Annotated in this window: 18 protein-coding genes and 1 pseudogene; 3 read left to right on the forward strand and 16 right to left on the reverse strand. The window is 70.7% G+C overall.

Annotation, left to right across the window (positions count from 1 at the left end; all coding sequences use genetic code 11):
* Positions 1-6: 6 nt before the first annotated feature.
* The 5 genes from treZ to BLS56_RS32825 form a co-directional block, all read right to left on the reverse strand.
* The gene (gene treZ, locus BLS56_RS24485; protein WP_091455357.1) at positions 7-1,770 is read right to left on the reverse strand and encodes a malto-oligosyltrehalose trehalohydrolase; all 1,764 of its coding nucleotides are present in this window, start codon (positions 1,768-1,770) and stop codon (positions 7-9) included.
* The gene (treY, locus tag BLS56_RS24490) at positions 1,767-4,058 is read right to left on the reverse strand and encodes a malto-oligosyltrehalose synthase (protein WP_091455358.1); all 2,292 of its coding nucleotides are present in this window, start codon (positions 4,056-4,058) and stop codon (positions 1,767-1,769) included. Before treY ends, treZ begins: the two co-directional genes overlap by 4 nt.
* On the reverse strand, positions 4,058-6,181 hold the full coding sequence (gene glgX / locus BLS56_RS24495) for a glycogen debranching protein GlgX (RefSeq protein ID WP_091455360.1): 2,124 nt from the start codon (positions 6,179-6,181) through the stop codon (positions 4,058-4,060). Before glgX ends, treY begins: the two co-directional genes overlap by 1 nt.
* A gap of 123 nt (positions 6,182-6,304) precedes the next feature.
* Positions 6,305-7,522 carry a serine/threonine-protein kinase gene (locus tag BLS56_RS24500; RefSeq protein ID WP_091455362.1) on the reverse strand — a complete coding sequence of 406 codons (1,218 nt, stop codon included), beginning with the start codon at positions 7,520-7,522 and terminating at the stop codon, positions 6,305-6,307.
* A gap of 123 nt (positions 7,523-7,645) precedes the next feature.
* The gene (locus BLS56_RS32825; protein WP_175483017.1) at positions 7,646-8,227 is read right to left on the reverse strand and encodes a hypothetical protein; all 582 of its coding nucleotides are present in this window, start codon (positions 8,225-8,227) and stop codon (positions 7,646-7,648) included.
* Positions 8,228-8,264: 37 nt separating this feature from the next.
* On the opposite strand from BLS56_RS32825, the gene BLS56_RS24510 reads away from it, so the two are divergent.
* Together BLS56_RS24510 and BLS56_RS24515 are read left to right on the forward strand one after the other, a co-directional pair.
* The gene (locus BLS56_RS24510) at positions 8,265-9,566 is read left to right on the forward strand and encodes a cupin domain-containing protein (RefSeq protein WP_228771889.1); all 1,302 of its coding nucleotides are present in this window, start codon (positions 8,265-8,267) and stop codon (positions 9,564-9,566) included.
* Positions 9,563-10,417, forward strand: a complete 855-nt coding sequence (locus BLS56_RS24515) for a sucrase ferredoxin (RefSeq protein ID WP_139190969.1) — start codon at positions 9,563-9,565, stop codon at positions 10,415-10,417. Before BLS56_RS24510 ends, BLS56_RS24515 begins: the two co-directional genes overlap by 4 nt.
* A 58-nt stretch (positions 10,418-10,475) precedes the next feature.
* Here BLS56_RS24515 and BLS56_RS24520 read toward each other — a convergent pair whose 3' ends face one another.
* The 8 genes and pseudogenes from BLS56_RS24520 to BLS56_RS33120 form a co-directional block, all read right to left on the reverse strand.
* Complete coding sequence (locus BLS56_RS24520) at positions 10,476-11,090, reverse strand: PIN domain-containing protein (RefSeq protein ID WP_091455368.1); 615 nt, start codon at positions 11,088-11,090, stop codon at positions 10,476-10,478.
* On the reverse strand, positions 11,087-11,953 hold the full coding sequence (locus BLS56_RS24525) for an ImmA/IrrE family metallo-endopeptidase (protein ID WP_091455370.1): 867 nt from the start codon (positions 11,951-11,953) through the stop codon (positions 11,087-11,089). The genes BLS56_RS24520 and BLS56_RS24525 overlap by 4 nt, the downstream gene beginning before the upstream one ends.
* Positions 11,954-11,968: 15 nt before the next feature.
* Positions 11,969-12,385 (reverse strand): helix-turn-helix domain-containing protein, encoded by a 417-nt coding sequence (locus BLS56_RS32830; RefSeq protein ID WP_324187537.1) that lies wholly within the window; start codon positions 12,383-12,385, stop codon positions 11,969-11,971.
* Between the two features lie 77 nt (positions 12,386-12,462).
* Positions 12,463-13,878 (reverse strand): DUF2867 domain-containing protein, encoded by a 1,416-nt coding sequence (locus tag BLS56_RS24535; RefSeq protein ID WP_091455371.1) that lies wholly within the window; start codon positions 13,876-13,878, stop codon positions 12,463-12,465.
* Between the two features lie 423 nt (positions 13,879-14,301).
* A complete protein-coding gene (locus BLS56_RS24540) occupies positions 14,302-14,496 on the reverse strand; it encodes a DUF397 domain-containing protein (RefSeq protein ID WP_091455373.1) in 195 nt (64 codons plus the stop codon).
* 117 nt (positions 14,497-14,613) lie between these two features.
* Positions 14,614-14,808 (reverse strand): DUF397 domain-containing protein, encoded by a 195-nt coding sequence (locus BLS56_RS24545; RefSeq protein WP_091455375.1) that lies wholly within the window; start codon positions 14,806-14,808, stop codon positions 14,614-14,616.
* On the reverse strand, positions 14,808-15,422 hold the full coding sequence (locus BLS56_RS24550; protein WP_228771890.1) for a DUF5753 domain-containing protein: 615 nt from the start codon (positions 15,420-15,422) through the stop codon (positions 14,808-14,810). The genes BLS56_RS24545 and BLS56_RS24550 overlap by 1 nt, the downstream gene beginning before the upstream one ends.
* Positions 15,423-15,472: 50 nt before the next feature.
* Positions 15,473-15,688: pseudogene (locus tag BLS56_RS33120) on the reverse strand (helix-turn-helix domain-containing protein); the annotation flags it as partial.
* A gap of 511 nt (positions 15,689-16,199) precedes the next feature.
* Here BLS56_RS33120 and BLS56_RS31760 point away from each other — a divergent pair.
* Entirely contained in the window at positions 16,200-16,337 is a 138-nt protein-coding gene (locus BLS56_RS31760) for a hypothetical protein (protein ID WP_175483028.1), read from the forward strand.
* Between the two features lie 386 nt (positions 16,338-16,723).
* Here the strand turns inward: BLS56_RS31760 and BLS56_RS24555 are convergent, their stop codons facing one another.
* The 3 genes from BLS56_RS24555 to BLS56_RS24565 all read right to left on the reverse strand — a co-directional run bounded on the left by BLS56_RS24555 (position 16,724) and on the right by BLS56_RS24565 (position 21,762).
* A complete protein-coding gene (locus BLS56_RS24555; protein ID WP_091455378.1) occupies positions 16,724-17,938 on the reverse strand; it encodes a hypothetical protein in 1,215 nt (404 codons plus the stop codon).
* Positions 17,935-19,770, reverse strand: coding sequence for a dynamin family protein (locus BLS56_RS24560; RefSeq protein WP_091455380.1), 1,836 nt, complete (start codon positions 19,768-19,770; stop codon positions 17,935-17,937). Before BLS56_RS24560 ends, BLS56_RS24555 begins: the two co-directional genes overlap by 4 nt.
* Before the next feature lie 153 nt (positions 19,771-19,923).
* Entirely contained in the window at positions 19,924-21,762 is a 1,839-nt protein-coding gene (locus BLS56_RS24565; RefSeq protein WP_091455383.1) for an IniB N-terminal domain-containing protein, read from the reverse strand.
* Between the last annotated feature and the right edge of the window lie 190 nt (positions 21,763-21,952).

The following is a 21,952-nucleotide window of genomic DNA, read 5'->3' on the forward strand; positions in this document are numbered from 1 at the left end:
ACCCGGTCAGCGGGTGGTGACGATCGCGAAAGCGTTGGGGGGCAAGCACAGCCTTTCCGGCTCGATCTGGACGCCGTCGGCGGTGAGCAATGTCGTGTGGACGGACATCGGGACGTCGGCGAGGCGCTCGCCCAGGTTCGCGGCCACCCGGATCGCGCCCCGGTGCAGCAGCACGCATCCGTCGGTGTGGTCCACGTGGAAGTGGTTCAGGCGCGGGTCGCTCAGCTCGGGGTGCGCGCGCCGCAACGCGATCAGGGCGCGGTAGGTGTCGAAGGTGGCCCGGTGCGCGGGATCGGCGAGCTCGCCCCAGTTCAGCGTGGAGTTGAGGACCGTCGCCGGGTCCATCGGGTCGGGGACCTCGGTCTCGCCCCAGCCGTGCGCGCCGAACTCGCGGCGGCGGCCGGTGCGCACCGACTCGGCGAGTTCCGGGTCGGGGAACGAGGCGAAGAACTGCCACGGGGTGGTGGCCGCCCACTCCTCGCCCATGAAAAGCATTGGCGTGTAAGGGGAGCACAGCACCAGCGCCGCGCCGCACAGCGCCCGCGCCACCGGGATCGTCGCGGTCAGCCGGTCTCCGGCGGCGCGATTGCCGATCTGGTCGTGGTTCTGCAGGTACGCCAGGAACCGGTGGCCAGGGGTCGTGCGCGTGTCGACCGGCCTGCCGTGGGTGCGTTCGCGGAACGACGACCAGGTGCCCGCGTGGAAGAACGCCGAGCGCAGGGTCTTCTCCAGCGCGCCGGGGGCGGCGAAATCCGCGTAGTATCCCGAAGTCTCGCCGGTGAGGGCCACGTGCAGGACGTGGTGCACGTCGTCGCACCACTGCGCGTCCAGGCCGTAGCCGCCCGCCGCGCGCGGGGTGACGTGCCGGGGGTCGTTGAGGTCGGACTCGGCGATCAGCGTCAGCGGCCTGCGCAGCGCGGTGGCCAGCGCGTCGACCTCGGTCGCCAGTTCCTCCAACAGGTTCGTCGCCCGGGTGTCCACCAGGGCGTGCACGGCGTCCAGGCGCAGACCGTCCACATGGTAATCCCGGAACCAGGCCAGGGCGTTGTCCAGCACGTACCGGCGGACCTCGTCCGAGCCGGGGCCGTCGAGGTTGAGCGTGGGGCCCCAGATGTTCTTGCCCGCGAAGTACGGCCCGAACCGGTCCAGGTACGCCCCGGACGGGCCGAGGTGGTTGTAGACCACGTCGAGGATCACGCCGATGCCGCGCGCGTGGCAGGCGTCGACGAACTGCTTGAACGCCGTCGGCCCGCCGTAGGGCTGGTGCACCGCGCCCCACAGCACGCCGTCGTAGCCCCAGCCCGCGGTGCCGTCGAAAGCGTTGACCGGCAACAGTTCCACCATGTCCACGCCCAGTTCGACCAGGTGGTCCAACTTCTCGATGGCGCCGTTGAACGTGCCTTCCTCGGTGAAGGTGCCGATGTGCAGTTCGTAGAGCACGCTTCCGGGCAGTGCCCGACCGGACCACGCCGCGTCGGTCCACTCGAACGCGCGGTGCTCGAAGCGCCGCGACGGCCCGTGCACGCCTTCGGGCTGCCAAGGGGAACGCGGGTCGGGCAACGGCGTTTCGTCGTCGTCCAACAGGAAGGCGTAGTCGGTGCCCGCGCCGGTGCCGGGAACGTGGACATGCCACCAGCCGCGGTCGTCGCGGGTCATCTCGTGGTGGTTGTTTCCCAGGGCCAACTGGACCCGGGCCCGGCCGGGCGCCCAGACGCAGAAGTGCTCGTCGTCGGAGTGGTCGACGGGAGTGTCGGCGGAGTCGGGGTTCATCGGCCACCTCGCGGGCGAGTTCCCCGCAGCAGCAGCGCGACGGGATAGTCGGTGAGCACTTCGGCGAGGCCGCCCTCGGTCTGGCGGCCGGTGAGCTTGTCGATCCACTTGCCGTCGAGGTCGAGCCGGGTGTCGCCCCAGCCGGTGAACCGGACCGGGAACCGGGTCGCGACGGCGATCAGGCCGTTGCGCTCGAAGGCGACGACGTGCTCGGCCGCGGCCCCGATCGCCTCAACGGGACGGTATCCGGTGAACAGGTCGGGCCGGTCGCGCCGCAGCCGCAGCACGGTGCGCACCACGTGCAGCTTCGCCGCGCCGGTCTCGTCAACCGGTGGCCGCGGCCGCTGCAACAGCGCCCGCCGGGCGGCGAAGTCCACCGGCCTGCGGTTGTCCGGGTCGACAAGGGACAGATCCCACAGCTCGCTGCCCTGGTACACGTCCGGAACGCCGGGACCGGCGAGCTGTAGCAGCTTCTGCCCCAGTGAGTTCGACCAGCCGTAGGGGGTGATCTTCTCGGCGAACGCCCGGATCTCGGGCAGCAGCACCGGATCGCCGAGGACCTCGCCGGGCCAGGCGCGCACGGCCGCCTCGAACTCATCGTCGTGCTCGGTCCACGACGTGCGGACCTTCGCCTCCTTGGCGGCCTTGTCCAGGTAGGCGGCCAGCCGGTCGGCGCTGATCGGCCACGCGCCGAGCAGGCTCTGCCACGCCAGCAGGTTCAGCGTCGGCTCCGGCAGCCCCCGGCGCGCGCTCCAGCGCCGCACGGCGTCGGCGAACTCGTCGGGCAGCTCGGCCAGCACCGCGAGCCGGGCCCGCACGTCCTCCGACCGCTTGGTGTCGTGAGTGGACAGTGTGGTCATCGCCTGCGGGTGGCTCGCCTCGCGGGCGGCCTGCGCGGCGTGGAACTCGTCCAGGCTGACGCCGAACTGATCGGGGCAGCTTCCGACCTCGTTGAGCGCCACGAACCGGGTGTAGCGGTAGAAGGTGGTGTCCTCGGTGCCCTTGGCCACGACCATGCCCGACGTCTGCTGGATCCGGGTAGCCAGTTCGCCCGCCGGGGCCGCGCGCACCTGGGTGTCGAGCGCGTCGACCGCGTCCGCGAGCTCCGGGCAGCGCTCCCGGACCTGCGCCACGGCCGCCAGCCAGTGGTGCTCGCCCTCGGGCAGATACGACCGGTAGACGGGGAAAGCGGCCATCAGCTCGGCCACGACCCGCCGCGCCCGCTCAGTGTCCACACTGGACACCAGTGCGGCGATCCTGCGGACCTCCGACGCCAGGGAGGTGTCCGTGATGAGCCGCCTGCACTCCGCGCGCACCGCGTCGTAATCGGTCGGCACGCCGAGGGATTCGGCCAGCTTGGTGAACGGCGCCTCGGCGGCGGGGTCGATGAACACCCCGCACACCTCGCGCAGCGCGTCGTAGCCCGTCGTGCCCGCCACCGGCCACGACCCGGGCAGCGCCTCGCCGCGCTCCAGGATCTTCTCCACCACGACCCAGCACCCGGCCCGAGCCGCCAGCCGCCGCGCGTAGCCGCCCGGGTCGGCGAGCCCGTCCGGGTGGTCCACCCGCAGGCCGACCACGTCGCCGTCGGCGACCCAGCGCAGCACCTCGCCGTGGGTGGCGTCGAACACCTCCCGGTCCTCGACCCGCACCCCCGCCAAGGTCGTGATGTCGAAGAACCGCCGGTAGTTCAGCTCAGCGCTCGCCCGCCGCCAGTCAACCAGCCGGTAGTGCTGGCGCTCGTGGACCTCGGCCGCCGAGCCGGAGCCGGTGCCGGGCGCGATCGGGAACTCGTGCTCGTAGTAGCGCAACCGGTCGCCGTCGACGGTCAGCTTGTCAGTGTCCTCTGTGTCCTCTGTGTCCTCTGTGTCCTCTGTGTCCTCATCGGACTCTAGCACCGGGACCAGCACCGGGAACGACTCGATGTCGAAGTACCCCGCGTACCGCGACTCCTGGCCGTGGGTGAGCACGTCCCACCACCACGGGTTCGCCGCCGGGACCTCCACCGCCATGTGGTTCGGCACGATGTCCACGACCAGATCCAGGCCCGCCGACCGCAGCCGCGCCACCAGCGCGCGCCTGCCTTCCTCGCCGCCCAGTTCCGGATTGGCCCGCGTCGGGTCGACCACGTCGTAGCCGTGCGTCGACCCGGGCGTCGGGGTCAGGATCGGCGAGGTGTAGAGCGCGCCCACGCCCAGTTCGGCCAGGTAGTCCGCGATCTCGGCGGCGTCGGCGAACCCGAAGCCGGGCCGCATCTGCACCCGGTAGGTGGACCTCGGCGCGCGCATCAGTCCTCAGTCCCGATGCGCCGCAACACGATCAGCGACCGCGACGGCAGCACCATGGTGCTCTTGCCCGAGTAGGTTTCCCGCTCCACCGGCGCCACTTCGCCGGTCGCGGTGTCGAGCACCACTTCCCACTTCGCGCCGTAGTTCCCGTCGGGCACAGTCACGTCGATGTCCTCGTGGTGGGCGTTGAAGCACAGCAGGAACGAGTCGTCGGTGACGCGCTCGCCGCGCTGGTCGAGGTCGGGGATGCCCTCGCCGTTGAGGAACGTCACCACGCACCGGCCGAACCCGGAGCCCCAGTCCTCATCGGACATCTCCTGCCCGGACGGGGTGAACCAGGCGATGTCGCGCAACTCGTCGCCGCTGCGGATCGGCCTGCCCTGGAAGAAGCGCCTGCGCCGGAACACCGGGTGCCGCGCGCGCAACGCGGTGACCGCCGTGGTGAACTCCACCAGGTCGGCGTTCTCCTTGGCCAGCGACCAGTCCACCCAGGACAGCTCGTTGTCCTGGCAGTAGCCGTTGTTGTTGCCGTCTTGGGTGCGGCCCATCTCGTCGCCGTGCAGCAGCATCGGCACGCCCTGCGACAGCATCAGCGTCGCGATCATGTTGCGGCGCTGGCGGGCCCGCAGGGCCAGGATCTCATCGTCGTCGGTCGGCCCCTCGACGCCGCAGTTCCACGAGCGGTTGTCGTCGGCCCCGTCGCGGTTGCCCTCGCCGTTGGCCTCGTTGTGCTTCTCGTTGTAGGAAACCAGGTCGTTGAGGGTGAAGCCGTCGTGCGCGGTGACGAAGTTGATCGAGGCGAACGGCTTGCGCCCGTCCTCCTGGTACAGGTCGGAGGACCCGGTGATGCGCGAGGCGAACTCCCCGAGCGTCGCGGGCTCGCCGCGCCAGAAATCCCTTACCGTGTCCCGGAACTTGCCGTTCCACTCCGTCCACAGTGGCGGGAAGTTACCGACCTGGTAGCCACCCGGCCCGACGTCCCACGGCTCGGCGATCAGCTTCACCTGGCTGATCACCGGGTCCTGCTGCACGATGTCGAAGAACGCCGACAGCCGGTCCACGTCGTAGAACTCGCGGGCCAGCGTCGCGGCGAGGTCGAAGCGGAACCCGTCCACCCGCATCTCGGTCACCCAGTACCGCAGCGAGTCCATGATGAGCTGCAAGGTGTGCGGGTTGCGCACGTTCATCGAGTTGCCGGTGCCCGTGTAGTCCATGTAGTACCGCTGGTCGTCCTCGACCAGCCGGTAGTACGCCTCGTTGTCGATGCCGCGCATGGACAGCGTCGGCCCCAGGTGGTTGCCCTCGGCGGTGTGGTTGTAGACGACGTCGAGGATGACCTCGATGTTCGCCTCGTGCATCGTGCGCACCATCGCCTTGAACTCGGCCACCTGCGCGCCTTGGGCCGTCTGCGCCGCGTACTCCGCGTGCGGGGCGAAGAACGCGATCGTGTTGTAGCCCCAGTAGTTGCGCAGCCCCCGGTCCTGCAACCCGTGGTCGTGCAGGAACTGGTGCACCGGCATGAGCTCGATCGCCGTCACGCCGAGCTTGGTCAGGTGCTCGATCACCGCCGGGTGCGCCAGGCCCGCGTACGTGCCGCGCAACTCCTTCGGCACGGCCGGGTGCAGCATCGTCAGGCCGCGCACGTGCGCCTCATAGATGACGCTCTCGTTGTACGGGATCTTCGGCGGCCGGTCGTTCGCCCAGTCGAAGAACGGGTTGACCACCACCGCTTTCGGCGTGTGGTCGGCGGAATCGGAGTCGTCGCGCTGGTGCGGGTCGCCAAACGGGTACCCGAAGACCGGCTGCTCCCAGCGGATCTCGCCCTCGACCGCCTTGGCGTACGGGTCGAGCAGCAGCTTGTTCGGGTTGCACCGCTGGCCGTTCTCCGGATCGTGGGGACCCGTCACCCGATAGCCGTAATGCTGCCCCGGCAGCACCCCGGGCAGGTAGCCGTGCCAGACGAAGCCGTCGACCTCGGGCAGCTTCACCCGGTGCTCGGAGCCGTCCGGGGCGAACAGGCATAGCTCGACGCTCGACGCCACCTCGGAGAACAGCGCGAAGTTCGTGCCCGCGCCGTCGTAGGTGGCGCCGAGCGGGTAAGGGGTTCCGGGCCAGGGCCGCACACGTTCTCCTCGGTCGCACGCCCGGCCGCGGGGTACGGCCGCGAGGCTGTCATTCGTCACCATATTGGGAGGCGCCACTTGGGCGCTGGACGCGGCGCCGTGTCACCCGGCACACGCGCGGGTTCAGCCGTCGTCGCCGTCGCCACGGTCGTTGCCGCCCTTGCCGTTTCGTCCCGGTTTGCCCTCTTTCGGCTTGCCGTCGGGCTTCGGCCGGGACTCGGGCTGGGTCACCGTGACCACCACGGTCCGCGCGGCGGGCACCTCGATGACCTGGGTCGCGGCCGTGACCGCTGGCGGCGCGGGCAGCCGGGGCGCGGCGCTCGTCGCGGCGTCGGACACCGGCGGCGGCCCCACCGAGGGCGGGTGGGCGCTGGGCGGGCCGGTCGCGAGCAGCGCGGCGAGCCCGCCCGCGACGAGCGCCGCTGCGGCGACACCCGCGTGCACCAGACCGGGACGACGGCCTGCCCGCCGCGCGGGTGTGGTCGTCGTCGGCCCGGTCAACGTCCGTGTGCGCCGCCACGGCAGCAGGCTCGGCCGCTCGACCGGGCCGAACAGGGCCGCGGCGGCGAGCCGCTGCCCGCACTCCGCGGCGTCCGGCCGGTCTTCCGGCCCGCGCGCGGTCATCGCGGCCAGCGTCTCCACCCACACCGGCGGCAGCCAGCCGGGGATCTCGGGAGACCGGGTCAGCCGCGCCAGGGCCGCCTCCACATCCGACCCGTCGAACTCGGGGCCGCCGGTCAGGCACTCCAGCAGCACCAGCCCGAGGGAGTAGATGTCGCCCGGCGGCCCGGTGGTCTCGCCCTGGATCTGCTCGGGCGCGAGGTAAGCGGCGGTGCCGACGCACCGGCCCGTGGCGGTGATCCGCGCGCCGCCCAGCGCCCGCGCGATGCCGAAGTCGGCCAGGTAGCAGGCGCCGTCCTGGTCGATCAGGATGTTGGACGGCTTCACGTCGCGGTGCACGATGCCGTGCGAATGCACGTGGTCGAGAATGCCCGCGAGCCGCATTCCCAGCCGCGCCACCATGTCGGTGTCGAGCTGGCGCTCGTCGAGCAGGCCGCGCAGCGTGGTGCCCCGCACGAGTTCCATCACCAGATAGGGCCGCTCGTTGTCCACGGCCACGTCGAACACGCGCACCAGCCCCGGATGGGAAAGCCCGGCGAGCAGCCGGGCCTCGGTCTCCAGGCGGGTCACGGTCGCGCTCGACGCCTTCGGGTGAAACAACTTGACCGCGACCTCGCGCCCCAGCCGGGTGTCGACCGCGCTGTGCACGTCGGCCATGCCGCCCGCGCCGATCAGCTCGCCCAGCCGGTAACGGTCGTCGAGCAGCGTGCCCGTCCCCATGCGACCTCCTGCCCGTGCGTCACCCACCGGGGGCTACCCCGTTGCCGACACAATCAAACGCCCGCCTTGATCGGGTGGAAGTTCTCACCCAGCGGGGTGGCTGCGTCATTCGGGCGCATGAGGTTACCCCAATGGGGGTACCAGGGGCCGGGGAGCGAGCCCGCTCCGCACCGGACACCAGCAGGAGGAGGGGCCATGTCCCTGGAAGACGACGACATCCGCAGCGGCCACATCGGCGAGCACGGGCCTGCCGACGGCGGTGCGGGCGGTGTGCCCGGCGGCCACGACGGCGGCGCGGATGGCGGAGCCGATGGCGGCGCGGGTGGCGACGGTGGCGCGGATGGCGGTGCTGACGGTGGTGCCGGTGGCGACGGTGGCGCGGATGGTGGCGCTGACGGTGGTGCCGGTGGCGACGGTGGTGCGGACGGGGCCGCGGGTGGCGACGGCGGTGCGGATGGTGGCGCTGACGGTGGTGCCGGTGGCGACGGTGGCGCTGACGGCGGGGCGGACAGCGGCGCGACCGGTGGCCACGGGCCTGCGGACAGCGGCGCAGGCGGCCTCAAGCACGGCCCGGCTGATGGCGGCGCGAGCCGGGAACACGGCCCGGCCGACGGCGGCGCGGGTTCCGACGGCGGTGCGGACGGGGGCGCCGATGGCAGTGCGGGCCCCAGGTGAGGCAGCCGCTCCACCCGCGGTGAGCGCCACGGCAGGTTCCGCCGCCCCCGCGAACAGTCAAGACCCGGTGGGTGCCGCGAGTTCGACGGGTGCGGTCGCCTACCGCGATGACACGAGCGCGGGGAGAGCGGCGGGCGGCCGGTTCGCGGTGGATCGTCCGGCGCTGCGGCGCTGTGCGGGCGTCGCGCCGGAGACCTTCGCCGCCGAGCACTGGGGCCGCGCGCCGCTGCTCACCCGCGCCGCCGATCTGCCGCGGGCGTTCGACGACCTGCTTACCCTCGACGACGTCGACGAACTCCTGTCCCGCCGGGGCTTGCGCACCCCGTTCCTGCGGCTGGCCCGCGACGGCTCGGTGCTGTCGTCCAGCCAGTTCACCCGGGGCGGCGGGGTGGGCGCCGAGATCGCCGACCAGGTGGCCGACGACCGGGTGGCGCGGCTGTTCGACCAAGGGGCCACGGTCGTGTTGCAGGGGCTGCACCGGCTGTGGCCGCCGCTGATCTCGTTCGCCGGGCGGCTCGGGAGCGATCTGGGGCACCCGGTGCAGGTCAACGCCTACGTGACGCCCGCGTCGGCGCAGGGGTTCGCCGCGCACTACGACGTGCACGACGTGTTCGTCTTGCAGGTGGCCGGGCGCAAGCGGTGGCTGATCCATGAGCCGGTGCACCCCGACCCGCTGCGGGACCAGCCGTGGGACCAGCGCGCGGACGCGGTCGCCGCGCGCGCCGCGCAGCCCCCGCTGATCGACGCGGTGCTGGCCCCGGGCGACGCCCTCTATCTTCCGCGCGGCTATCTGCACTCGGCCAAGTCGCTCGCCGGGGTGTCCGCGCACATCACCGTGGGCGTCCATGTGCTGACCCGGCACGCCCTGGTCGAGGCGCTGCTGCGGCTCGCGGGGCGGGACCCGGACCTGCGGGCCGCGCTGCCGCTGGGCATCGACGCCGCGAACCCGGACGAGGTGGCACCGCACCTGGCCGAGACGGTCGAGGCACTGGCCCGCACCCTGCGCGAGACCACCCCGGACGAGGTGGCCCGCGTCGTCCGCGAGCGGGTGTGGTCGGGCGCCCGGCCGCAGCCGCTCGCACCGCTCGCCCAGGTCGCCGCCGCGCAGTCGGTGAGTGAGGGAACGCTGGTGCGGTTGCGCGAAGGCTTGCGCCACCGCATGTGCGGTGAAGACGGGCGGGTGCTGTTGGAGGTCCCCGGGGACCGGCTGTCACTGCCGGAGTCGACCCGTCCCGCGCTGGCGGCCCTGCTCACCGGCGAACCGTGGGCGGTCGGCGAGTTGCCGGGGCTGGATGTGGCGGACCAGACAGTCCTCGTGCGCAGACTCCTGCAAGAGGGCATCCTCGTGCCCATGCGGAAGAGGACTTGACCCGCGAACGCTGCGCCGACGGGTGCATCCGCCGCGGCGACCAGCCCGCGGCCAGCGCGCCCCCCGTGCGCCACTGGCTGCTGATCGAGCAACCGGGCCCGTGGGGCGCCCACCCGTGGCGCGACTCGGCGCTGCCCGCGCCCGTGGTGGCGGCGGTGGCGGAGCAGGCGGCGGCGGTCAACGCCCGTGTCCTGCTGATCCGCAGACCCGGCCGCACCCCGCCGGGCCGCAGACAGTGGGCGTTCGCGGACTCGACCCCCGGCAGCGAGCGAATCTGGTGGACCCCGTTCGATGAGCCAGCCGAACTGCTCGACCTCGGCTTGGCCGCCCCACGCGGCAATCCGTCACCCGACCCGGTCTATCTGGTCTGCACCCACGGCAAACACGACACCTGCTGCGCCATCCGCGGCCGTCCCCTGGCCGCCAGCCTCGCCACCGCGCGACCCGCGCAGACCTGGGAGTGCTCTCACATCGGTGGCGACCGGTTCGCGGCGAATCTCTTGGTGCTGCCGCACGGGCTCTATTACGGGCAAGTGCCCGCGGCGCGCGGGCCGATGATCGCTGAGCGGCATGAAGCAGGCCTGCTTGACGTGCCGCATCTGCGGGGGCGGTCGACGTTCTCCGCGCCGGTTCAGGCCGCTCAGCAGTTCGTGCGGGAGCGGACGGGGGAGGCTGGGATTCAGTCGTTTCCGCCGGTGTCGGTGCTTCGGGTGGGGCATGAGCTGTGGGATGTCTCGTTGGCAGGCGGCGGGGTGGTGCGGGTGCGGGCTGTCTTTCAGCGCAGTGACACGCCGTTGACGTGTGCGGCTTCCGTGCCCGCTGCTATTCGGCACTTTGAGCTTGTCGAATGAATCCGCTCGGCGGTGTCCGGTCCCCACCCGTGGACCTGCTCGCCTGGCTGCGACAATCTCAGGGCCAGTGAGCGGGGCCCAGTAGAGGGGTCTTCTCGATGGGTGGTAGGCCGTCATCGAGTTTGCGTAGCCGGGTGTAGATGGTCCGCATCGCGCTCTTGTCGGGGATGTGCTGCCCGCCTGCCGCACGCGCCAGGACAGTCAGCGTGTTCACCAGTATGATCGACCCAATGATGCGGCCACTGGAATGGAGCCGTTGGAGTCGGCTGATTTCCGCGGTGGCAGTTCGTGCCCCTGGTCCGTCATCAATGAGAACGGTCACGGTTTCGCCTGCTTCCGCTGCGACGACCGCGTGTGCGATGACCATCGTCTCGCCCAGGTCTTCCGGGCGCCTCAGCCGCTGTTCCATGGGCAGCCCGGTGATTCGGTGGACCACCGCGGCGAGTTCGGGTGTGTGGTCATCGGAGAGCACCCGGAGCCAGTTCGGTGTCAACTTGCGCCAGACCACGGCGGCGGCACGGAACCGTTCGTCCTGCCCGGACTTCCGAAAAACCTCATTCTGCACGGTCTCTGGGGCGCTGAGTTGTCCGAGGACCCCGATGAGGAGGCGTTCCTTGTTGATGGAGAAGAAATTCAGACCGGGACCTGCGTCGATGATCGGCGGGTGACTCATCCCGCCGTGTCTCCCTCCGCTGGGTGATGGTCGTCATCGTGCGGCGCGTTGAGAACGGCATCCAAGGCCGCCAGGTCCACGTGTACCTCAGGCAACCCGGTGGGGTCGGCCCACGGAATCGCTCGCTGGACGGGCGTGACGCCCGCCTCGCGCAAGTCCGCCTCAGCGGCATCCAGTGTGATGCCACGGAGAGTGGCGATCGCCTGCGCGGACAGCACGCCTTCTTCGTAACCTCTGATCGCGCGGGCGAGCAACCGTTGCGGTGCCCTTCGCTGGTCCGAGTCGGCCCGCAAGGCGCGGTAATGATCACTCCATCCGAACCGGGCCGCCAATCGCGGCGTGGTCAGCGCCATCCACTCACGCTTGGTCCCGTCATCGATGTAATTGGCCTGATACAGCGCAATGGCCGCGATTTGCGGTGATATCAGGAACCGCTGAACCACCTCGGAGAGAGTGGATTGGGTCACCAGTTCTCGGTTTCCGAGAAAATCACGCAAACCTTCGACCGGCACCAGCAGGTGCCGAGCGAAGGCGTCGGCTCGTATCTCCGCGGAAGTTCGGTCACTCCAGCTACCCGCATTACCGTCGGTCCAGTCTCCGAACAGGACGTGACCAAGTTCGTGGGCGAGCGTGCTGCGTTGCCGCATCGGGTTCCACGTTCGCGCGACGCCGATGAACACGGCGCCGCGCGCCGGGTCGCGCATTGTCAGGCCGTGCTGATCCGGGCCTGCGTCAAGGATGGCCACATCGATCCCGGTGGCCTGTTCGATGATCGCCACGAGGTCACCCAGTGGCTGCACGCCCAAACGGTGCTCGTCGCGGAACCGCGCGGCGGCGGAATGGCCCTCGGTCTCGGCGTTCAAGGTCGTCTGCTCACGTCAGATCGTGGTGGGGATGGCTTGGTCGTCCAGGTAGTCGTTCAGTTCCATGAAGTGCAGCAGCGCTTCCCGCATGTGATCCATGTCGGAGTCGTTGGTCGCTCGCGCCGCGTACTGCGCCCGGTCGGCCACAGTCCCAGTTCCGGTCAGTTGGGCGACTGTGTGCCCAGTCGCCCACGCGATCGCCACCACCTCCGGCATCTTCGCCTGCCTGTCCCCCGAGATGATTCGGGACAGGGTGGGCTGCGAGATGCCGGTCGCGTCCGCGAGTGCGCGCTGGCTAAGGCCTGCGGCAACACGGGCACGCTCTATCAACGCACCGATGCCAGTCGCCACGAGAACCGCCCCCCACGCAAGTTGAATCAAGATTAGCACCTGTGATTCAGTGTAGCTTGGTGCGGCACACAGTGCCACCACGAGCAGCCAGCCGGAACCCGTGCTCTTGGCTCAGCGGCTGATGGGTCGACCCCTGGCCCCTGCTCGTCATCTGCGGCTCACCGTCCCGAGGTGGGCTTCCGAGGTGTGCGCCGTGGCTTCTTGGCGTGGGACAGGGCGTGGGCGCGGTGGGCTTGTTTGCGGGCCATCACGCGGAAGACGATGAGGTGGATTGGGTAGACAGCGCGCCAGTAGGTCCAGCCTAGGAGGCCTCGGGGGCGTAGGGCGCCTACCTGTTCCAGTTTCTCTCCGGTGACTCGGTAAGCCAGCCAGGCCTCGCCGCAGAACCATTTTTCGGTTAGCAGGACTATGTGGCGGTCGCTGAGGTCGGCGACTGTCCACCAGTCCACGGTGGCGCCGCGCTCGACCTTCGCGGGACGTCGCAAGGTCAGGTTTTCGCCGAACAGTTTGCCCAGGATGATCCGCAGCCACCATGCCCATGCCCAGCCGTACCAGCGCAGGCTGCCGCCGCACTCGCGTAGGTCCAGTCGGGCGCCTTCGGCGTCGGACGGGGTCATCGGGACTTCGGTGGTCAGGGTGAAGACGCCGTCTCGGACGCCGTTGTGGGAGTGGAAGACCTGCTGGGGGATCTGGTCGCGTTGGGTGTCCAGTGCCGATCGGATGGCTTCGGCGACCGGGGTGGGGGCGGTGAACGCGGTGGTCGGCTCGGTGACCACGACGTCGGTGGTGAGGCTGTCGATCAACGAGCGGCTCACCGCCCGGTCGACCGGGGTCACCAGGTCCACCCACCGCGAAGACAACCCCGGTGTCAGCAACGGAACCCGCACGATCCGGCGGCGCGGCAGCCCGCGCACGGTGGCGTAGGCCAGCATCAGGTCCTGGTAGGTCAGCACATCGGGGCCGCCGATCTCGTGCACCCCGGCAGGCGCCGACTCGTCCTCGGCCGCCCGCAGGCACGCGAGCAGATCGGCCTCCGCGATCGGCTGCACGCGGCTGCCCACCCAGCGCGGACACACCATCACCGGCAGCCGCTCGGTCAGATACCGCACCATCTCGAACGAGATGCTCCCCGACCCGATGACCACGGCGGCCCGTAGCTCTACGACCGGCACCCCGGCTGAGCCGAGCAACCTGCCCACTTCCTGCCTGCTGCGCAGATGCGGCGAAAGATCGTCCCGGCCCAGGCCGCCGAGGTAGACGATCCGCCGCACGCCTGCTGCCGCCGCCGCGTGGGCGAACGACTGAGCCAACTGGCGATCCCGGTCGGCGAAGCCCGCGCCTGCCGCCATGGCGTGCACGAGGTAGTAGGCCGTTGTCACGCCGCGGAGGACCTTGGCGAGCGCGGCTGTGGCGCTGACGTCGACCGACTCGGCTCGGATGTGGTCCCCGGTGGGCAATGCGTCGATTTGCCGTCCTATCGCGACCACTGGCCTGCTGTCGGCGGCGAAGGCTCGTGCTAGGCGACTGCCCACGTAGCCGCTGGCGCCCGCGATGGCGACCAGTGGGTCTGCCATGGGCGGCTCCCTATCGCTTGAGGACGGGGTTGACCGTAGTGCGTGTGCGTGTTGGTGACCATTCGTGGGTGGCTGGCTGTGGGGGTTGGCTCGATGGGGTGGAGTGGTTTCTTCGGGGCCCCTATGAAGGAAGATCCCGTCGCGGGGAAAGACGGGTGGAGAGCCTTCGGCCCCACGACCACGGCAAGGTTTAGGGATCTTCCTTCTCCCCCAAAGAAACCACTCCACCCCATCGAGCACCTGGCAGGTCGAGTGCGGCTGGCAGGTGCTCGGGTTTCCTGCTCCTTGCTCTGAGGTTTCCCCCGGGAGCCTCGCGGCGATGGAACGGCAGACCGGCCTGTCCTCGATCCGGTGTGGCTCACGGACCCTCTTCCGACCTACCGGGTTCCCGCGTAGCCCCCGGGCGGGCTGGCTGCGGCGAGGTCAGGCGTTCAGGTTGCGCACGAAGGCGTCCCACTGGCGGGTGCCGAAGAGCAGCACCTGCTCGGTGCCGCCCACCTTGCTGTCCCGGGTCGCGATCTCGCCATCACCCAGGAACGCGACCTCGACGCACTCGCGTTCGGCGTTGCTCCGGCTGCTCTTGAACCACTGGGCGTCGGCCAGCCTGTCGTTGCTCATCGGGGCGTCTCCTTTGTGTGAAGGGCGGCTTCCACGATGGTGATCACGGGCGGGTTCGTCAAGCAGCCCGCGCGCACCGGGTGCGGGCGGGCTGCTTTGTGGTGAAGTCTGGTGTTGTCAGGCGTTCAGGTTGCGCACGAAGGCGTCCCACTGGCGGGTGCCGAAGAGCAGCACCTGCTCGGTGCCGCCCACCTTGCTGTCCCGAGTCGCCACCTCGCCGTCGCCCACGAACGCCACCTCGACGCACTCACGCTCGGCCTTGCTCCGGCTGCTCTTGAACCAGCGGGCATCGGCCAGCCTGTCACTGCTCATTACTGCATCTCCCTTGCCAGTTTGGCGATGTAGTTCACAGACTCCACCTCGCTCATCGAGGCTTCCCAGATGCCCGCGAACGCCTCACTGTACTGCTCGATCTCCTGCGGCTGCTCCAGAAATAGCGCCCCGGTGAAACCCTCCACGTAGACCGTGGCCGGCTCGGAAGGGGAGCCGTTCGCCGTGATCGGGAACCCCAGCTTGACAAACGGGCCAGACAAGATACCCGGGTGAAACCCGGCCGAGAACGGCATCACTCGCAGGGTCACATTGTTCCGCTGACTCACCACGACGAGATGCCGAAGCTGCTCGACCATCACGTCGGTTCCCCCGATCGGGCAATGCAGGACATCCTCATTGAGCACCATCTTCACCCAGAGTGGGTGCGCGATCCGAGACACCAGCGCTTGCCTGGCCATGCGAATCTTCAGTCTGCGCTCGACCTGCTCTGGGGAAACATCGCTTTTGCTCTCGATCAGGAAGCGGGCGTACCGCTCTGTCTGGAACAGCCCTGGCACCACATCTGTCCAGTAGCCGTCAAGCTCTCCCGCCGCTTCTTCGAGACCGATGTAGAGGTCGAAGTCTCGGGGATGACGTCGCTGTAGCGCATCCACCAACCGTTCGCCTTGGTCTCCTTGGCCAACGCCATGAGGGCAGTGGTGGTCTCCACCGGGGCGCCGTAGAACTGGCACATCATCTTGACCTCGTGGCTACGCATGGACGTCAGTCCTGACTCTATCCGCCACATCTTGGTCTCAGACCACTCGAACTCCTGCGACGCCGCCCGCACCGAGAACCGCGCCCTACCACGCAGATCCCGCAGGTAGCGGCCCAGTTGGCGGCGTGCCACCGTCGACCCTGTCGCGTCCTCTTGAGACACCCTTCACCCCATTTCTCCCCGACGCCGGTCCTGCATCCATAATGAAAGAGTCACCGCGTCCGATATGAAAGACAAATACTGACTGACCATTACTCTATCCTGGACGTGACTGAAAAGTCTCGCGATCCCGCTGTCCGCGTGTCGCCTACCAGGGCCGTTGGGTCGGGAGCGCCACCGGGGACAGTCGCGATCCCACCCTTTTCCGCCCCGCAACAGAAAGGCGAGTGCCGAGCTGGAAAGCCCCGCCGGAATGCATCGCAGGAAAAACTCTCGCGCCAATCCCTGAAACACGACCGAAACCCGCCCTGACCTGCGGCAGGACGTCAACTATCCGCCACTCGCCGCCCGCGCGCCGCCCCAGGTGCCGCCGCCCAGGAGACACAGCGCGCCCCCACAACAGCCGTGACCACACGCCCCACAACGCAACCTGTCCGTTCTCCTGACAGCCCTCAGCACCCCCCGCTACCGGGAGATTCCGGAGAGTGTCAACACGGGAACCGGGAGTGCGGACATGGACGACACCACCGCAGGCGGCGCCATCGGCTCAGGCCTCGGCGACCAGATCGCCCAGATGCGCCAAGGCTCACGCGGTTTCCTCACCGCCGCCCAACGCGGTGAGCTTCCCCCGTGGCCCGAACACCTGGTCTGAGGTGACCCATGGTCACCAGGTCGGTGAATCTCCCCGCCATTCGATCACGCCCGGTTCCGGCCTCCCCCACCCGGCAACGCATCACCGAAACGGCGAAAACCACCACAGCCGCCCACCGCCGAGGCCATCGCAGTCAGGTCCGAGCAGCCATCCCGGCCTGCCCAAACCCGACTTTGACGCCAGCCCTGCCCTGGGGCCGGGCCTGTGGGTGTCGGGACTGGTGAATCAGTCGTCGTTGCCTGACGGGGTGGTTTGGCCACCTGCACCAGGAACTCGATGTTTGTCCGGCTCTTGCGCAGGCAGTCGAGGGCGTGCAGGACCCTGCGCAGCTTGACGGTGACCGCTTGACCGGAACTCACCTGGCAGCGGTTTTCGGGTGCGGGCTCCTACCGCTTTCCGGTGGTGAGCATGAGTTCTTCGCAGCTTCGGGCCACCACTGCCGCCGCTTGGCGTTCTCGGTCGTCTAGGCGGGGGTCTTCGGCTAGGGCTTGCCAGCGCAGCACGGCTTCATAGGGGTCGGGGGTCATGGACAGGCGGGCCTTGGGAGTCGTGCCGTGGCCGCCTAGGAGGTAGCGGGCTTCTTCTGTCGGGTCGCCCAGGTTTACTCGGCCGGTGCGGAGGGCGGCCAGTAGGCGTAGTTCGCGGAGGTCGTGGGTGCTGGACAGGACCCTTTCCAGGTCCGCGGCCAGTGGGGCCGCGGGTGGGCGGGGTTCCCGGCGCAGCACGACGTCCAGGGCGATCAGGGCGGAGCGGGCCTTGAGGGTTTCCGCGCGGTCGACGAAACAGGCGCCGATGGCGTCGCGGAGGTCGGCGATGCCGCTGCCGCGGACCAACTCCGTCGACAGGGCCTCCTGGGTGCGGAAACCGCGACGGGCCAAGGTGATTCCCAGGCGGACGCCGAACAGGCCCAGGCGGGTCAGCAGCGCTGTGCGGGTGGGGGCGTCGATGGGGGCGGGGAAGGTGGGGGCGGCGAAGCGGTCGGCCGACAGGAGTGACGACTCCAGGTCCGGGCGGGGGACGGCGCCCAGGGTGGCCAGCGCGCCCGCCTCGGCGGGGGTCAGGGTGGCGCCCGTGAAGGCGACCAGGCCCGCCACCGGCACCACGTCCTGGCACAGCCCGCGCAGCTCCGCGGACCGCGCGTGCCGCCGGGCGACCTGGCGGGCGGACACCAGGGCGTCGACGCGGCTCGCGCCCAGTTCGTCCGCGCGGGAGAGGACCACGACGGCCGAGACGGGGGCCGCGCGGGCGACCGGGTTCTCCTGGGCGGCGCGCAGGGCGCGCAGGTCGGCTCCGCCGGGGTGGGGGAGCAGGTGCAGCAGCGCGTCGGCGTCGGCGGGCACAATGTCGGGTTCGGCGTCGATCAGCTCGACCTCGCCTGGCCAGTCCACGGTCAGCCGGTCAGACTGGGCGCTTACCGCCGCGCCGACTGTCGCGTCCAGCAGGGTCGACCGGCCGGACTTCGGCGGACCGGTGATCGCCAACCGCAGCGGGCCGTCCATACGGGCCAGGTGGGCGCGCAGGAACGCGTCCGCGCGCGGGCTGTCGCGGTACACGGCCAACGCGCGGTCCAGCAGGGTCCAGGCCGACTCGCTCAGGCTCACGCGCTCAGCCCGCGGGGCGCGGCGACCGTGCGGGGGCCGCGGATGGACTCGATCCGGGCGCGCAGCGCCATCAGGCGCTCCAGGTCGCGGCGGATTTCGGCGGCGCGGGCGGTGCGGGCGGCGGCCTGGGCGTCCAGGTCCCGTTTGATGGTCCGCGCGGCCTCCGTCGCGGCCTCCCGCAGTTCCTGGGCGACCTCGCTGAACCGGTCGCGCAGCTTGCGGTGGATCACGCGGGTCGCGTCCTTGGTTTCCTTGCCGTAGGACAGGAAGAAGTCGTCCACATGCCGCTGCGCGGTGGTCTTCGCGATCGCCTGCCGCCGTTTGAGGCGGGCGCCGCGTTCCTCGAACACGCTGCGCGCGCCGAACGCCGCGCCCGCGCCCAGCGAGATCGGGTTGATCAGCGGCAGCCCGGCCAGGGTGGTCGCCAGGCCGGACATGAGCAGGCCGCTGTAGGAGCCGCGCAGGCCGACGAACATCTTCTGCACCGGGGTGAACTTCTCGATGCTCGGCTTGCGCAGCCCGGCGACGTGGCTCTCGGACACCTCGCGCAGCAGCGCCGAGGGCAGCCGGTCGGCGTCGGGGATGACGTGCCGGGCGATGCGGGCGGCGATCCACTCGAACCGCTCCAGCAGCCAGTCCGAGTTGACCTTGGCGACGTTGGTCAGGTTCTCCCGCATCCACACCTCGAACTCCGGCCACACCTTCACCGGGTCGGCCACCTCGAAGTAGTCGTCGACCTCGCGCAGGATGCGCCGGGTGCGGTCGCGCAGGTCGTAGTCGATGTCGGACATCAGGTCGGCCACGTCGTCGGAGAGCAGCGTCTGCCACCGGGCGCCCTCGCGCTGCAGCTGCTCGACCCGGCGGCCTGCGGCGTGCCAGTCGGCCAGCGCGCGCGGGTCGGTCGCGGGCCTGCGCGCGTCGAACTCCTCGCGCAGCGGGGTGATGAGCTGGTCCACGGCGAGTCCGCTGGTCGCCGCGGCCGCCCTGGCCACCACCCGGTCCGGGTCGGTCAGCACGTCGCGCCGCAGGACGCCGATGAGCTGGGCGAACCCGGATTCCTCGTTGAGCGCGCGGTCTTCCTTGCGCACGGCGGCCAGCCGCAGCACCGACGACACCGGGACCAGCACCGCGGCCAGCCCGGCCGCGGCGAGCCGGCGCCGGTCGGCCTCGGCGACGGCCCGCCAGCCCGGCACCATGTCGATCTTGGTGAGGACCACGATCACGGTCGGGCACAGCCGCATGATCTGGGTGAGCAGCTCCAGTTCCAGGGCGGTGAGCTCGCTGGTGGCGTCGGTGGCCAGCAGCACGGCGTCCGCCTCGGCCAGCACGGTCATCGCCCGCGTCGTGCGCGGGCAGGCCGGGTCGCCGAACGCGGGCGTGTCGACCAGCACGAGCCCGGAGCCGAGCAGTGAGCGGGGCAGGCCGATCTCGGTGCGCACGACGTCGTCGCGGACCAGGGCGAGCTTGTTGGCGTGCGCGGTCAATGCCTCGATCGGGGGGTTCTCGATCGGGGGAGCGGCCTGCTCGACCGCGCCACCCAGCGCGGGGCGGTCAGCGGTCACCAAGGCGGCGGTAGGGCGCTCGGCGTGTCTGAGGACCGCGGGGACGGCTGTGGTCAGGTCGTCGCCTACCGCGCACACGTTAGCGCTGATAAGAGCGTTGACGAGCTGGCTCTTGCCTTGACCTGGGTAGCCCGCGACCACCACGCGCCGCCCTGGTTCGAGCAGGCGGGCACGCCGTTCGAGAAGTCTGTCGACCAGGTCTTCCCGGTGCTGCGCCGCGCAGGCGCGGATGGTGTCGTCCAGGATCTCCAGCCAGGGCGGCGCTGCCATCACCCGGACGAGTGTGCCGTGTCCCCCCGGAGGAGTGAAACCGGTGGGGCCGAAAAAACGACTCGACGGTCCCCGGCGCGGTGCCGGAGACCGTCGAGTCCCGCATGACCGAACGTCACAGGGGCGTCGCCGCCCGTGCTAGCTCAGGCAGCCTCAGTGGCCGAGGTGGAAGTCGTTGGCCAGCTCGCCCAGCTCGGGCAGGTCGTGCCCGGCCAGCGGGGTGCTGTCCACCAGGCCGCCAGCGGCGTCGGTGACGGTGTGGGCGACCGTGTCGACGACCTCCAGCGGGTTCGCGACCGGCAGCTCCGGCAGGTCGACGGGCAGGTCGATCGGCAGGTCAGCGGGCAGGCCGGTCGGCAGGTCGACCGGCAGGTCCGCGGGAACCTCGGGCAGACCGTCGACCGGCAGGGCCGGAACGGCGGGCAGCTCGGCGGGCAGGCCGTCGACCGGCAGGGCCGGAACGGCGGGCAGCTCGACCGGGAGGTCGGCGGGCAGGTCGACGGGCAGGTCGGCCGGAACGGTGGTCAGGAAGCCGCCCAGACCCGCGGAGCCCTCGGCGTCGGCGCCTGCGGCCAGGTCGCCGCCCGCGGCGACGAAGTCGGCCACGGCACCGGCGGACAGGTCGCCGCGCACCAGGTCGGAGTCCAGCACGGCGGCCGGGTCGAGGTCGACCAGGTCGGTCACCGAGCCGAGCTGCGGGGCCTCCAGCTCCGGCAGCGACGGGGCGGCCAGGTCCGGGGTGCCCAGGTTGGTCAGCGCGAGGTCGCCCACGGCGGTCTCCACGCCGACCGCGCCGGACAGGTCGCCGAAGCCGCCGCCGATGCCGCCCTCGACGGAGACCAGGCCGGTCTCGATGCCGATGCCGCCCTCGCCGCCGTCGGCGCGCAGGCCGCCGCCGAGGTCGACCTCAGCCAGGCCGGTGTCCAGGCCGAGACCGGCCTCGCCGCCGTCGGCGCGCAGGCCGCCGCCCAGCTCCAGGTCGGCCAGGTCGGACTCCAGGAGCAGGCCGCCCTCGACGCCGTCGGTGCCCGCGCCGAAGCCGCCGCTGAGGCTGAGGTGCTCGGTGTCGATGCCGAAGCCGCCGACGCCGCCGTCGGTGCCCAGGTTGGTGCTCGCGCCCAGCTCGCCCAGCGCGGAGTCGGTGGTCAGCGAGGCCTCGACGCCGTCGGTGGAGGCGTCCAGGCCGCCGGAGAGGGAGCCGACAGCCGACTCGCTGGTGGTCCACGCGCCAACGCCGCCGAGACCGGCCTCGACGCCGCCCGCGGCGGAGGCGTACTCGGACTCGATGGCGGTGACGCCGTCGATGCCGGACAGGCTGGCGTCGAGCGCGGAGTCGGTGGTCGCGTAGTCGGTCTCGGTGGACAGGTAGCCCGCCGCGCCGCCCGCGGTGGCCAGGTCGAGGCCGCCCTGCGCGCTGCCGTGGTCGGTCTCGGCCAGGACGCGGCCGGAGACGCCCTCGGTGGTGGCTGCGGTGGAGGCGGCCACGCCTGCCGGAGCGGTGTCCAGGCCGAGGTTGGCCGCGCCGCCCTCGGTGCCCACGGCGACGCCGCCGCTGGCGGTGACGGTGTCGGACTCGACCGCGACGCCGCCGTTGGCGCCGTCGGTGGCGGCGGAGAGGCCTGCGGTGAGCACGCCGTGGCCGGTGTCGATGGTCAGGCCACCGTCAGCGCCCTCGGCGGAACCCTCGGCGCCACCGACGAGCGAGGCTTCGTCGATCGAGATCTCGATGCCCGCGGCGCCGGTGATGTCGTTCGTGGCGCCGGTGACGTCCTGCAGCTTCGCGATGGCGTCGGCCGCGGTGGAGTCCAGGTCGCCGATGGGTGCGTAGTCCGCGACCAGCGGAATGACGTCCTGCACGTCCTGCGCGGTGACGTCGCCGAGACCCGCGGCGGACAGGGCCGCGGTCGGGTCGGCGAGGAAGTCGGCCCGCGCGGACTCGTCAGTGAGCAGCTGGAGCACGAAGTCGTGCAGGGTCAGGTCCGAGGTGTACAACGAATCTCCTTGGGGAGGGTTTGCGTAGCGGTAGAGCGGAAAGACCGCGCGGGGGAGGCGATGGTCCGGCCTGCGAACTCAGCGCCCGAGGCCGGGGGCATCGACCCCGGGCGGTGATGATCACGGTATTCAGCCGCCGTCCCCGTGCCATCGGGGATCACTCCGAGTCCACCCCCCTCACGCGGAAGGG

It is taken from the genome of Actinokineospora iranica, assembly GCF_900101685.1.
GTDB classification, from domain to species: domain Bacteria; phylum Actinomycetota; class Actinomycetes; order Mycobacteriales; family Pseudonocardiaceae; genus Actinokineospora; species Actinokineospora iranica.